Raw genomic sequence first — 13630 nt, 5'->3', positions numbered from 1 at the left:
AAATTAAAATGTGTCTTCAATTTTAGGTACAAGATCATCCCAATTGGCATATTCCTCTTTATCTACTGAAATAAAATCCATGACATAAAAAACTGACTTTACTCCTTCGATATCAAATAATCGATTAATAAAATCAGGTTGCCCATCTTGAGCAGATGTATACGTATTTGATTGATTATCTTTACGTTTTTCACTTAAATTAATTTTAATCGTATTATAATTTGGTGTGTCTTCAATTGACTTTATATGCATAAAATTCCCTCCTATTGAAGTTCATTGCCTAATTGCTTAATTTGCTTACCTATTGAACATTCAGAAATACAAAAATGATGTGCTTGTGTTTTTCCTTCTGTTTTTCTAATGTGTGTTTTCAGTAAACATTTATCACAATAAGTATTCATTAATTCATCAATTTTTTCTATTGCATTTTGTTCGGAATGTGTAAGTATAACTTTCACTCCTTATACTTAATTTTATAAATATGGAGTTATTATAACTTATATGATGATCATTTTAAAATAATCGATTTTATTTTTTATTATTTATAATATGAATTGATTAATGAGTATTGAATTTGAATTACTTTTACTATAAAATATTAAAGTTGCTTAGCGGTTTCTAAACACCCGCATTATCAAAATTTAGGAGGAATAAATGATGTATAATGAATTTTTTGGTATTGCTACTTTTTTTGTAACATTTATTGTAATGGTTTTAATGTATCGTTGTTTTGGTAAACAAGGTCTTATCGCTTGGGTAGCTATCGGTACAATTATTGCTAATATCCAAGTCATCAAAACGGTTGATATTTTTGGTATCTCAGCAACTTTAGGTAATGTAATGTTTGCCTCTATCTACCTAGCTACAGATATTTTAAATGATATTTATGGACGAAAAGTTGCTAAACGTGCTGTATGGTTAGGCTTCTCATCAACTCTTGTTATGATAATTGTAATGCAAATGTCATTACATTTTATACCCGCACCAGAAGATATATCTCAAAAAGCATTATCTACGATTTTTGATTTAGTGCCGAGAATTGCTTTAGGTTCAATTATTGCTTATATTATAGGGCAACATGTAGATGTGTTCATCTTTTCAATGATAAAAAAAGTTTTCCAATCAGATAAAACATTTATTATTAGAGCTTATGGAAGTACGGTATTAAGTTCAATTATTGATACTGCATTATTTGTAACTATCGCATTTATCGGTACATTGCCTGCAAGTGTTGTATTTGAAATCTTTATTACTACGTATGTTTTAAAATTAGTCTCAACGATTTTCAATGTTCCATTTGGTTATATTGCGAAGTCTTTCTATCGAAAAGGAAAAATTCAAAAATTAGACGAAGGTTATTAAAACAATCATACATGCATATTGTTTAGGTTTACTAAGCAATATGCTATTTTTAAATAGACAAATAGTGTTTAATTAATGCTTAAACTAGAGGTGTTTTTAATGGCTAAAATATTTTTTGATGCTGCGACGAGTGGCAATCCGGGACGTAGTACGTGTGGGATAGTAATTAAAGAAAATGATATTAAATATACGTATACACATGATTTAGGAGAATTGGACAACCATAGTGCTGAATGGTCTGCATTCATTCATGCATTAGAACATGCTCGTGAATTAAATGTTTCAAATGCTTTATTGCATACAGATTCTAAATTGATAGAAGATAGCGTGAATCAAGGTTATGTAAAAAATGCGCGTTTCAAACCATTTTTTGAAAATATGGAGATTTTAGAAGCAAGTTTTGATTTGCTATTTGTAAAATGGGTTCCAAGAGATAAAAATAAAGAAGCAAATCAATTAGCACAACAAGCTCTATACAAATTAATTAAGAATAAACAATAATAATGTAAAAAAGAAGATAAAAGAATTTATGTTGAATTCTTTTATCTTCTTTTTTTATCTGTTTTACATTAAAATTTTTGAAGCAAGATATTTACCAGAGACATAAAGTTCGTGTTCATTACAAATTGAAAGAATATGATTCAATGAATGTGTATATTCCATTTCTTTATATAATGCAGTTGTATCGATAGGCACATCCGTATAGATTTCCGCTAATTGTTTGGATAAAATCAAATTTTCTTTATCAGTTGCAATTTTTTTCTGTTGACCAGGTGTAAGTGATTCGATATGGTCTAGTACGTTTTCAACGCTACCATAAGATTGTATTAATTTAATGGCGGTTTTTTCCCCAATACCTTTAACACCAGGATACCCATCTGCTGAATCTCCCATAAATGCTTTAATATCAATAAGTTGAAGTGGATGTAATGCATACTCTTCATTAAAACGATTAAGAGTATAATGATGATAAATATTAAAACCTTTTCTGATTAACCAGACTTCTACTTGTTCATTGATACATTGTAAAATATCTCTATCTCCAGTTACAATATGTACTTCATTATCTTTTGAATATATTTTAGCGAGTGTTCCTATGACATCGTCTGCCTCATAATTTGCAACACCGATATTCACAAAACCAAATTGTTCTGAAATGTCTTTTACGTAATCGAATTGAGGTATCAATTCTTCTGGTGGCGCAGGTCTATTTTGTTTATAAGAAGTATACATAGCATCTCTAAAGGTCGCTTGCCCCATATCCCAACATATCGCAACATGGCTTGGTTTAATATCCTTAATTGCCGTAAAGATATGTCTAACAAAACCTTGAATCCCATTGGTTGGCATACCTTTAGAATTATACATAAATTGATTGTGTAGACTTGTAGCATAAAAATGTCTAAATAAGAGTGCCATTCCATCTACAAGTAAGACACGTTGAGTCATATTAATCCTTCTTTCTAATTTAAAAGTGGTTCCAATTGTTGATTTACTGTTTCTAATTGTTCAATGAGTGAATTATCGATACGTTTAGATAATAAGTCATTGATTTGCTCTAAAACATTATTATTTAACTGATTAAGTTCGATGTTCGCGTCGTGAGTTAAGTTAGATACATAATAATTTAATTGTTGTTTTAATACGTTTAGTGATGGTTGTAGCAGTTCTAGTGTATTTGTACAAATCATTTCTTGCAGTTCTCTTTGCGCATTTGCATTTAAAATTTTACGTTTAGACAACTGTTTAGGTAAAACTGAAAGCATCTCTTCTAAACTAATACGTAATAGTGCATCATCAGTAAACGGCGCTGTTATTTTAAAATGAGGTTGGATAAGTACATGAACTGAGTTTAATTTTTGAATTGTTGGTGCTATTTGTTGATCTAATTGAGAAGTAAAGTATGTTTTTATTCTTTCGACTAATAAAGTTTGTTCTAAATATAATCGTTGATGAACTTGATCTAAGTACATTTTCGTAGCACGTTTCTTTTCATCATTAAAATCATTATTTTGTGTCATTTGACTATTATATACTTTTTTAACCTCATCTAATAATTGAAGCTGTAATCGTTTATTTAAATGATAGATTTGTTCTTCAACCTCATTTTTAGTATGCTGCTCACTTGTATGAATAATTTGGTTAGTTAATGGTGTTTTATTTTTATAAGTTTCAAGTTGTTGTTGTTGTTCTAACATACGTGTTTGATTTGTTTTAAATTCATAGATGATTTGATTAAAGTTATCGCGCATTTGCTCGATTTGATGAATCATTTGCTTCTCTAAAATCGTTTTCGATTCAGTTTCGACAAAATGATTAATACTTTCTTTTAATTTAAGAATGCCTTCATCTTTAGTCTCCAATGCACGTTTACTTGATACACCGAATAATTCAGATGGCAGATTCACTTGAGATAGAGCATCTTTTACATACTGCTCCACTGCTATTAAATCTTCATTAGTTTCAGCTAAATCTATCGCATTAATAATCATTTTAAATGTCTGTGCTTCATTTAATTGGTTAATATCTTTCATATGTTCAATAAATGCTTTGTCATTATCAGTAAATGAGTGATTAAAATAGCTCACATATAAAATTAGGTCTGAAGAAGTTAAGATGCGTTCAGTTTCATTTGTATGTCGTTGATTATTAGAATGTAACCCTAATGAATCAACGATAATTTTGTCTTTTAACCAATCCAGTGGAAGTTGTATATGAACGGTTTTAACAAATGTAGCGTATTCGTCTTCAGCACTCCATTGCTTAATTTCATTTTGTGAAATAGTATGTGTTATACCTTCTGTTAGCATATCTTGGTACATTGAAAAGTGCTTCTCTACTGATGTTATAAAAGCCAATTGATTTTTTTCTAATTGTTGTTTTAAAGACTCAATATTACTATTCATAAATTTTTCTAACGAGTTAAAAGAAACGTTTTGATATTCAAGTAATTGGTTTAATTCATTTAACAATTGCGTATTTGTTTTCAAAGTAATTTGACTATCATGACCATATGAGATTTCAGTCGTAGCTGCTGTTGTTGGATTAGGTGAGCTTACAAGATAATGATCTCCAAGTAAAGCATTAATCAAGCTACTTTTTCCTGCACTAAATGTACCAAAGACGCCTATTTTTACAATTTTATTATCTATGCGTTGCAATGTTGCTTTGATGTCTTGCTTAGTTTTATTGAATAAAGGAACAGGCTCAATGATAGCCAGAGCTTTCTGAATATCAAAGTGATGAGTTGTCGTATCCTTAGTTGATGTAATATCTTCGTCTAAATCATTTGTTGAAGATATGGTTGATTGATTAAGTTTATAATGTGTTTCTGTTCGATCAATTAATTTATCGAGTGAGTCATTTATATGAATATAATAATGTTTATAATTTTCAGTTGTTAATGACTGTTTTAAATTCTTGAACTCAAGATACTGTTCATATAAATGTGCATCATTATCTTCTATGTTAGATAATTCCGTTGCTTCAGTATGTTCAATAATGTCTTTAAATAATGAATCTGATTGTTTTTCGATAGCACGTGCAATTGCTTTTAAAACGTCATCACTAAATGTGAGCACATAGGTATTATTAATGCTTGTTTGTACTTGATATAAATTAGAAATTAAAGTAGGTTCAATTTCATAATGTTGATTTAAAATTCGTTGATTTACTTCAGAATGATGAATAAAGCGAGTTACAAAAGATAAATCTTCACGCATTGGTTGACGAATGTGTCGATTCACTTTTTCTTGTAAACGGTCTACAACAATTTGTAAACGTTTTGCTCTCTCTTCTTCCGTTTTCTTTTTTTTATTTAGAAGACCGCCCACTTTGAAGTCTAAAGCCATGCTTTCAAGATAATAACGAATATCTTCTCGCATATCATGAGTCATAATATAAGCATTATCTAATATATTTTTCCGTTTTTCTTTTAAGTACGTTAATAATTGAGAAGAATGATTTAATAATTGTGCTTCTTCACTTATAGCTTGATTCTGTTGAAATTGTTTATAGGATTCTTCAAATTCGGATTCATTGATATTTAAAGCGTCAAGTATATTTTGCATATGCTCTTGAATATATGAAAGCTGAGTACGATGTATAAATTCAATGATACGTGTTACAAAATCTTCAATAGGTTCACGTAGTTTATCTTGTTCTACTAAAAACTCTGAGAATAAATGAAGTTGATTGTTTGGATGATCAAATTTACTAACATAAAATAGTTGAGCGACTTTAATATCCCAATCTTGTATAGATTGTTCTACTTTTTGTTTAAATGTATCAAAAGAAATTTCATTCTCATTATGCTTATCAATTTGATTGATAACAAAAATAATAGGTATGCCTACTTGATTCATGCGTTTCATAAATTGGAAATTGAGCGCAGACTGAACATGATTATAATCAACTATATACACAATCATATTGCTTGTATATAAAAATTGTTCAGTAGTGGATTGGTGTGTAGAAACATTTGAATCTACTCCTGGAGTGTCTTGTAATGTAAAACCAAGATTAAACTTATTTGAAGGAAACTTTATTTCAATAGATTCCACATCAATATTTAATCGGTTCATTATTTTTACATCATCATACGTTTTTAACTTAGCATATTTTTGATATTCTAAATTAGCAATAATTTCTTCTTCTTTTGAAACAGAAACTATAGCCGTATTACTCGTTGTTGGTACAGGTGAGCTAGGCAATATATCTTGTTCTAATAATAAATTGATTAATGTTGACTTACCAGCTGAAAAATGTCCAACAAATGATAAAGTATATTGATTTAAATATACTTTTTTAATCACTTGATTTATTGTATGTACTAATGCTTCGTTATTCGATTTTTCTATTTCTTTTTTTAATTTGTATAATACATCTAATTGTTCATTATTTTGCATAATGCTATCCCCTTTATTTCACTCACTCTAAAATATAAAAAAATTAAGGTTATAAAACTAAAAAGAATTATAACCTCACTTTTAGGGTGATAAAACTAAAATATCTTTAGCTATGTTTATTAAATTTTATCATAAGAAATAATAAAAACCTATATAGAATGAATTAGTTAAACCAAGCTGGTTTATCGCCATCAGTATTTGGTTTATTTACTCCAATATTTTGTCTAGAATAAAGTTCAGGTTGTTTCGCTATACGCACTGCTAAATTGGCTACACTTCTTCTAGAAACTTCTGTTCCTTTAAAGGTATCACCTTTTTGAGTAATTTCATAATCTGATTCATTTTTAAATGTTAACCAAGCAGGACGAATAATTGTATAATCTAAGTCAGACGCTTCAATTAAATCAGCTGCTTTACGATATTTAGTTAATTTTTCACCAAATTGTTCTTTGTTAAATGTATTGAATTTATCTGGTAATTCGTCATAAATACCAGGAGCTGCCACAAATATTAAACGTTTAACATTCTTTTTGTTCATGGCATCTATAATGGCTTGTGCTTCTCTATCTAGTGATCCTGATAAACTTGCAAAAACAATATCTACTTGATCTAATGCTTTTTCTAAATCTTCAACATTTTTAGCATCACCTTCAAAGACAGTGATACGATTAGATGCGTAATCAGGAATACGGTGGGCATTTCTTAAAAATAAATCAACGTTAAAACTAGAATTCTCTAAGAAAATTTTAGTTGCTTCAATTGATACTTTTCCGTTAGCCCCTACAATTAAAACTGTTTGCATAACTTATTCTCCTTACTATACTGTTTAAATGTGCTATGTTTTTAACACGCTTACTAATAACTTTACAATAGTCACTATTATAGTGCTAATAAATACATAAATTTTAAATAAATATTATCCAATTTATTAAGAAAAATTTACAAAATTAATTATTTTCAAATAAATCTTCAAGTCAAATTTATTTATCAATATTAGGCTTTTTTCCCCAGTATTGATAATACGTACATTCGATATAACCGTTAAAAAGTTTTCGACGTTTAGTTGCTTTACGATCTACTAAATACTCAAATTCTTTATTACTTGTAAGGATATATGTTGATAAATAAGGATGTTGTTTCATTAGTTTACCTACATATCGATACATTTCTTCAACTTCAGCTCTACCTCCAATACGCTCGCCGTATGGCGGGTTACCAACTAACGCTACAGGTCCTTCTTGGTCGATAGTTAATGTATTAACATCCTTAACACTAAATTGAATAATATCACCTAGGCCTACTTCTTCAGCATTACGTTTAGCAATTTCAACCATTTCTGGATCGATATCAGACGCATACACTTGAATGTCTTTATCATAGTCAGCTTGTTGATCAGCTTCGTCACGCATGACGTCATAAATATTAGGAGGCATAATATTCCATTCCTCTGATACAAATTCTCTATTAAAACCTGGCGCAATATTTTGAGCAATTAAACATGCTTCAATAGCAATGGTTCCAGAACCACAAAATGGATCAATAAAGGGTGTATCACCCTTCCAATTTGCTAAACGTACTAAGCTAGCTGCTAATGTTTCTTTAATAGGTGCTTCACCTTGTGCAATACGATACCCTCTACGATTTAGTCCTGAACCTGACGTATCAATGGTAAGTAGGACATTATCTTTAAGAATAGCTACTTCAACAGGATATTTCGCACCACTTTCGTTTAACCATCCTTTTTCATTATAAGCTTTTTTAAGACGTTCAACGATAGCTTTTTTAGTAATGGCTTGACAGTCAGGAACGCTATGAAGTGTAGATTTTACACTACGACCTTGGACAGGAAATTGTCCTTCTTTATCGATAATTGTTTCCCAAGGTAATGCTTTTGTCTTTTCAAAAAGTTCATCGAATGTTTTAGCATTGAAGCGTCCTACTACTATTTTTAATCGGTCAGCTGTACGTAGCCATAAATTACATTTTACAATGGCATTAGCATCACCTTCAAAGAAAATGCGTCCATTTTCAACTTGAGTATTATAACCAAGTTCTTGTATTTCTTTAGCAACTACGGCTTCAAGACCCATTGGACACACGGCTAATAATTGATACATTATTTCATCTCCTTTGTCTCATATCATATTAGTATATTAACAAATATTAAAATAATTATGTATACAAAATAAAAAAAGCTCTCCATAAAAAGGGAGAGCTAAACTAGTCTGTGATATCTCTATAAGCCATGTTCTGTACCATTGTACTCATAACGTACACTAGTTGTACTGGTACTTTGGTGGTAATCATCTGTCTACAGATCTTTACTATGCGAGTAAAGATGTCTCGTTTATACGTTGAATTCCGCTAAACAAGTGCTCCTACCAAATTTGGATTGCTCACTCGAGGGGTTTACCGCGTTCCACCTTTTATATTTCTATAAAAGCTACGTCACTGTGGCACTTTCAAACTATTTTAACCATATCAATGAATGACTTAGGTTATTTCATTGCCGTCAAATTAATGCCTTGACTTATTGTTTCATCAAGCACGAACACTACAATCATCTCAGATTGTGTGAGCATGGACTTTCCTCTATATTTCTATAGCGATTACCCAAAATATCACTTTTGTGAGTATAACATAATTTTAAAATATTTAATAGAATTTTAAATAGATAAATAATTAGCTATCAAAATCAAACATAATAGCAATCAAACATGCTTCGTAACAAGCTTATATCTTTAAGATATCAATGTATTATTTGCCAAAAACAGCTTTTTCAAGATTAGAAATTCTTTTTAAAATGTCTACGTTGTTATTCGCTGATTTCGAATTGCTTGAAGCAAATGACTTATTATCAGAAGGACGTGAAGTTGCAACTCTGATTCTCAATTCTTCAACTTCTTTTTTAAGTTTATTATTTTCTTCAGATAGTCTGACTACTTCATTATTCATATCAGCCATTTTCTGATAATCAGTAATGATATCATCTAAAAAAGCATCAACTTCTTCACGACGATAACCGCGAGCCATCGTTTTTTCAAAGTCTTTTTCATAGATATCTTTTGCTGAAAGCTTTAAAGAAACATCTGCCATTAATTTCCACCTCATTCAAAACTTTGGTCTTGTTGCCATTGTAAATCGTTAATAAAGTCAGTAAGTTCATCAAATGTCACAATATCACAATTATAAGTCGTTTTTTCCATAAAATCAACTAACATCCTCTTAAAATATTTTGGACTTCCTTCTTGTTCATCATCATAAATTAATAACGTCATATCTGTATGATCTAATATAAACTGGTCTGTTTGTTTAAATTGAAAAGGTCCTTGATATTCAGAATGAAATACACTTTCTAGAAATTGTGCATTACTAGCAATAGATTCATACTTTGCTATATTGTGTTCATTCCATTTGGAGGTATGACCATAAAATGGTGTGATAATACCTAATTTTAACTCAGGATATGTGTCTTGTAATTTTAATACTACTTCAGCTGCCCATAATTCAATACCAATTTGTCCTTGAATGAGTACCCATTCTAGCCCTTCGTCAATATACTGTAATAATTTATGTTCTATAAATTGTTTAAGATAATCCACTTCTTTCATATCATCTTTAAATATATTTAACTCAAATGATTTATATCCAGTCACATATACTGTTTTCAATGTATTGATTCCTCTTTATCTTTTATATGTTTAAGCAAATTGGTAAGATCATAATTAGCAGATTTCAATTTTTCATTAAATAACTTCTTACTTGTTTTATTGTAGTGACACTCTACAGATAATTCCTTAATATGTTTAACTAAAATTTCTAATTTTTCCTTATTCATATAAGGAAATTGAATTAGTTCATCATGATAATGAGATAATTCTTCAGTTAAACCATCAATTTTTTTTACATAAGGAACAACATCTCGATGAAATTGCTTCTCTGACTGTGTCAATTTTATTTCATTATAGCTTGACGCCATGTACTGTAGTTCTTTAAGTATTTCATTAATTAATGTGTACATAACGAGGCCTCCTATATTCTTACAATTTATTACAATTATTTTATAGTATTGTTTAGATATAAATTTTACATTATTACAAATTTTTAAACATATTGTTTTCACTGTTAAAGCACGTTAAAATAGAATAGATAATTAATGAATATATTTAATTATGTGTAGTATAATATAAATATTATGCTCATTTCATTATTATCGTATTATAGTTTAATATTATTCTCTGAGAAATTGAAAGTGTAATATTAAATTTGTGTGGTGAGTATGATAAATTATCCAAATGGAAAACCATTCAAACTAAATCCTACTAAGGTTGGAAGTAATCAAAGTGATGCTTCTAGTAACATTAAATATGGTGGACGAGGTATGACTCTCGAAAAAGATATTGAACAATCTAACAATTACTATTTTAAGCATGGTGTGGCTGTTATACATAAGAAACCTACTCCTATTCAAATTGTAAATGTTCATTATCCTAAAAGAAGTAAAGCTGTAATTAATGAAGCATACTTTCGAACACCTTCTACAACTGATTATAATGGCGTTTATCGAGGCTATTACATTGATTTTGAAGCGAAAGAAACGAAAAATAAAACGTCTTTCCCTTTAAATAATATCCATGATCATCAAGTAGAACATATGAAAAGTTGTTTTCTACAAAAGGGACTCGTCTTTTTACTGATTAGATTTAAAATGCTTGATGAGGTATATCTATTACCTTTTTCGAAGTTTGAACCTTTTTGGGAAAGATATAAAAAGGAAATAAAAAAATCAATAACAGTTGAAGAAATCAAAAAAAATAGTTACTATATTCCTTATCAGTATCAACCTAGATTGAACTATCTCAAGGCTGTTGATAAGTTGATATTAGATGAAAGTGAGGACCGCGTATGACGGAAAATAAAGGATCTTCCCAACCAAATAAAGGTAAAAATGGGAAATCCAAATCAAAAAAGAATAAGAATGTAAAAAGAACGATTATTAAGATTATAGGCTTTTTATTCATTGCCTTTATCGTGTTACTTCTACTCGGTATACTTCTATTTGCATATTATGCTTGGAAAGCTCCAGCATTTAATGAGTCTAAATTACAAGATCCAAAGCCTGCTGAAATTTATGATAAGAACGGTGACTTGGTTAAGAAATTAGACAATGGTGCACGTAGAGAACATGTTGATTTGAAAGATGTTCCTAAAAATATGAAAAATGCCGTGTTAGCAACTGAGGATAATCGCTTCTATGAACATGGTGCTTTAGACTATAAACGTTTATTTGGTGCTATTGGTAAGAACGTAACTGGTGGTTTTGGTTCTCAAGGGGCATCTACTTTAACACAACAAGTGGTTAAGCGTTCATTCCTTTCAGAAAAGAAATCTATTGGACGTAAAGCGCAAGAAGCTTATCTATCTTACCGTTTAGAGCAAGAGTACAGTAAAGATGATATTTTCCAAATGTACTTAAATAAAATTTATTACTCAGACGGTGTATATGGCGTTAGGGCTGCAGCTAAATATTACTTTAATAAGAATTTAAATGAACTTAATTTAGCTGAAGAAGCCTATCTAGCTGGTTTACCACAAGTTCCTAACCTTTATAACATTTATGATAACCCAAAAGAAGCTGAAAACCGTAAAGAAACTGTTTTATACTTAATGCACTACCATCATAGAATCTCTGATAAACAGTGGAAAGAAGCTAAAGCTACTTCATTAGAAGATAATTTAGTAAAACGTACAACAAAAGAACGTCAAATATCTAATAATGATTCTGATACTGAGTATGATTCTTACGTTAATTTTGTTAAAGCTGAATTAATAGGCAATAAACACTTTAAAAATAAAAACTATAGTGATTTAATGCAAAGTGGTATTAAGATTTATACAAATATGGATAAGGACGTGCAAAAAACGCTTCAAGATCGCATTGATAATGGTAATTACTATAAAAATGATGATCAACAAGTGGGTTCAACCATTCTTGATAGTAAAACAGGAGGCATTGTAGCCATTTCTGGTGGACGAAATTATAAAGATGTCGTTGATCGTAACGCTGCTACAGATACACACTTGACTGGTTCATCACTTAAACCATTCTTATCATATGGTCCAGCAATTGAAAATATGCAATGGGCTACAAACCATGCAATTCAAGATGAATCAAGTTATTCCATTGATGGCGGTACATTCCGTAACTATGATAGTCAAGGTCATGGTACAGTATCTGCATATGATGCATTAAGACAAAGTTTTAATATTCCTGCCTTAAAAGCTTGGCAACAAGTATCATCAAGTGCAGGTAAAGATGCTCCAAAAGAGTTTGCGTCTAAAGTTGGTTTAGATTATGACATTGATTTAGGACCATCTGAAATTTTAGGTGGTGGTGCTTCTGAATTCTCACCTACTCAATTAGCATCAGCATTCGCATCAATAGCTAATGGTGGTACTTACAATAATGCTCATTCAATTCGCAAAGTTGTAACATCTGATGATGAAACTATCGAATTTGATCATACAAGTCATAAAGCGATGGAAGATTATACTGCTTATATGCTTGCAGAAATGTTAACTGGTACATTTAAACCATATGGTTCTGCTTACGGTCATGGTGTTGCTGGCGTTAATATGGGGGCTAAAACAGGTACAAGTACTTATGGCACAGAAGTTAATAATCAATATAACTTACCTGACAATGCAGCCAAAGATATCTGGATGAATGGTTTCACACCTAAATATACAATGTCAATTTGGATGGGCTTCAGCCAAATTAAACAAGGCGGTGAAGATTCATTCTTAGGACATTCTGAACAAGAATATGCACAATATCTATATAAAGATGTGATGTCAGATATTACTTCAAGTAATGATGGAGACTTCAAAAAACCTGATTCAGTTGTTGGTTCAGGTGCAAGTACATTATCAGTTAAAGATCATCCAGATAATAATACAACATCAGGAAGTAAATATGATAATATGTCTACTAACAATTCAGATAGTAGCTCATCAAGTAATTCTAGTAGTACAGGAAATAGTTCAAGCAATTCTAATTCTACCAGTGATAACAACTCAAATACTACATCAACAACGAACAGTAATACTACAACGAATACAGGTAATACAACTGATAACTCAGTAAATAATTCAACTACGAACAACAGTGCTAACAATAGTACCACATCAACTCAACAAAATAATAATAATGATAATACAAATAACAATAGTAGTTTATCTAACATATTTAAAGCAAATACGATTTTTAATTTTAGAAAAGCGTCGTAATAGCTTTAAAAACGACATAGTCTTTTATAAGGCTATGTCGTTTTTTTAACTAAAAAAAGTCTAGAACAACT

Annotated in this window: 13 protein-coding genes and 1 other RNA gene; 4 read left to right on the top strand and 10 right to left on the bottom strand. The window is 30.1% G+C overall.

The genetic code is table 11. The features are described 5' to 3' along the window. Positions 1-3: 3 nt before the first annotated feature. Positions 4-252, bottom strand: coding sequence for a NifU N-terminal domain-containing protein (locus NSU06_RS06685; RefSeq protein WP_002449746.1), 249 nt, complete (start codon positions 250-252; stop codon positions 4-6). Between the two features lie 11 nt (positions 253-263). Then, positions 264-458, bottom strand: coding sequence for a zinc-finger domain-containing protein (locus NSU06_RS06680; protein ID WP_002449911.1), 195 nt, complete (start codon positions 456-458; stop codon positions 264-266). A 199-nt stretch (positions 459-657) separates the two neighbouring features. Here NSU06_RS06680 and NSU06_RS06675 point away from each other — a divergent pair, with 199 nt between their 5' ends. Together NSU06_RS06675 and NSU06_RS06670 are read left to right on the top strand one after the other, a co-directional pair. Continuing rightward, positions 658-1362, top strand: coding sequence for a queuosine precursor transporter (locus NSU06_RS06675; RefSeq protein ID WP_049382033.1), 705 nt, complete (start codon positions 658-660; stop codon positions 1360-1362). A gap of 99 nt (positions 1363-1461) precedes the next feature. After that, on the top strand, positions 1462-1863 hold the full coding sequence (locus NSU06_RS06670; protein ID WP_002449811.1) for a ribonuclease HI family protein: 402 nt from the start codon (positions 1462-1464) through the stop codon (positions 1861-1863). A 63-nt stretch (positions 1864-1926) separates the two neighbouring features. On the opposite strand, the gene NSU06_RS06665 is transcribed toward NSU06_RS06670, so the two are convergent. The 8 genes from NSU06_RS06665 to NSU06_RS06630 all read right to left on the bottom strand — a co-directional run bounded on the left by NSU06_RS06665 (position 1927) and on the right by NSU06_RS06630 (position 10290). Further along, positions 1927-2811, bottom strand: a complete 885-nt coding sequence (locus tag NSU06_RS06665; RefSeq protein ID WP_049415968.1) for a 5'-3' exonuclease — start codon at positions 2809-2811, stop codon at positions 1927-1929. A gap of 14 nt (positions 2812-2825) precedes the next feature. Next, a complete protein-coding gene (locus NSU06_RS06660; protein ID WP_049415971.1) occupies positions 2826-6269 on the bottom strand; it encodes a dynamin family protein in 3444 nt (1147 codons plus the stop codon). A 163-nt stretch (positions 6270-6432) separates the two neighbouring features. Beyond that, entirely contained in the window at positions 6433-7071 is a 639-nt protein-coding gene (locus NSU06_RS06655) for an SDR family oxidoreductase (RefSeq protein ID WP_002455331.1), read from the bottom strand. 178 nt (positions 7072-7249) lie between these two features. After that, a complete protein-coding gene (locus tag NSU06_RS06650; protein ID WP_017176312.1) occupies positions 7250-8386 on the bottom strand; it encodes a THUMP domain-containing class I SAM-dependent RNA methyltransferase in 1137 nt (378 codons plus the stop codon). Positions 8387-8503: 117 nt separating this feature from the next. Continuing rightward, an RNA gene (gene rnpB, locus NSU06_RS06645) (RNase P RNA component class B) lies at positions 8504-8890 on the bottom strand. A gap of 136 nt (positions 8891-9026) precedes the next feature. Further along, positions 9027-9365, bottom strand: coding sequence for a cell division regulator GpsB (gene gpsB, locus NSU06_RS06640; protein ID WP_002449866.1), 339 nt, complete (start codon positions 9363-9365; stop codon positions 9027-9029). Positions 9366-9376: 11 nt separating this feature from the next. Next, positions 9377-9940, bottom strand: coding sequence for a DUF1273 domain-containing protein (locus NSU06_RS06635; protein ID WP_017176310.1), 564 nt, complete (start codon positions 9938-9940; stop codon positions 9377-9379). Then, positions 9937-10290, bottom strand: a complete 354-nt coding sequence (locus NSU06_RS06630; protein WP_017176309.1) for a DUF1798 family protein — start codon at positions 10288-10290, stop codon at positions 9937-9939. The genes NSU06_RS06635 and NSU06_RS06630 overlap by 4 nt, the downstream gene beginning before the upstream one ends. 261 nt (positions 10291-10551) lie before the next feature. On the opposite strand from NSU06_RS06630, the gene recU reads away from it, so the two are divergent. Continuing rightward, on the top strand, positions 10552-11178 hold the full coding sequence (gene recU / locus NSU06_RS06625; protein WP_048762475.1) for a Holliday junction resolvase RecU: 627 nt from the start codon (positions 10552-10554) through the stop codon (positions 11176-11178). After that, on the top strand, positions 11175-13559 hold the full coding sequence (locus NSU06_RS06620; RefSeq protein ID WP_048762445.1) for a transglycosylase domain-containing protein: 2385 nt from the start codon (positions 11175-11177) through the stop codon (positions 13557-13559). The genes recU and NSU06_RS06620 overlap by 4 nt, the downstream gene beginning before the upstream one ends. Positions 13560-13630: the final 71 nt, after the last annotated feature.

This window comes from Staphylococcus sp. FSL W8-1270 (genome assembly GCF_038007165.1).
Lineage (GTDB): Bacteria > Bacillota > Bacilli > Staphylococcales > Staphylococcaceae > Staphylococcus > Staphylococcus hominis.
Note: the sequence above shows the minus strand (reverse complement) of the source record. Positions and strands in the feature narration are given on the sequence as shown.

Bases quoted from the DNA above. Each gene is read 5' to 3' on its own strand.
- NSU06_RS06675 (WP_049382033.1), top strand. From the start codon at position 658: ATGTATAATGAATTTTTTGGTATTGCTACTTTTTTTGTAACATTTATT.
- NSU06_RS06665 (WP_049415968.1), bottom strand. From the start codon at position 2,811: ATGACTCAACGTGTCTTACTTGTAGATGGAATGGCACTCTTATTTAGA.
- NSU06_RS06620 (WP_048762445.1), top strand. From the start codon at position 11,175: ATGACGGAAAATAAAGGATCTTCCCAACCAAATAAAGGTAAAAATGGG.
- NSU06_RS06685 (WP_002449746.1), bottom strand. From the start codon at position 252: ATGCATATAAAGTCAATTGAAGACACACCAAATTATAATACGATTAAA.
- NSU06_RS06650 (WP_017176312.1), bottom strand. From the start codon at position 8,386: ATGTATCAATTATTAGCCGTGTGTCCAATGGGTCTTGAAGCCGTAGTT.
- NSU06_RS06660 (WP_049415971.1), bottom strand. From the start codon at position 6,269: ATGCAAAATAATGAACAATTAGATGTATTATACAAATTAAAAAAAGAA.
- NSU06_RS06655 (WP_002455331.1), bottom strand. From the start codon at position 7,071: ATGCAAACAGTTTTAATTGTAGGGGCTAACGGAAAAGTATCAATTGAA.
- gpsB (WP_002449866.1), bottom strand. From the start codon at position 9,365: ATGGCAGATGTTTCTTTAAAGCTTTCAGCAAAAGATATCTATGAAAAA.
- NSU06_RS06670 (WP_002449811.1), top strand. From the start codon at position 1,462: ATGGCTAAAATATTTTTTGATGCTGCGACGAGTGGCAATCCGGGACGT.
- NSU06_RS06630 (WP_017176309.1), bottom strand. From the start codon at position 10,290: ATGTACACATTAATTAATGAAATACTTAAAGAACTACAGTACATGGCG.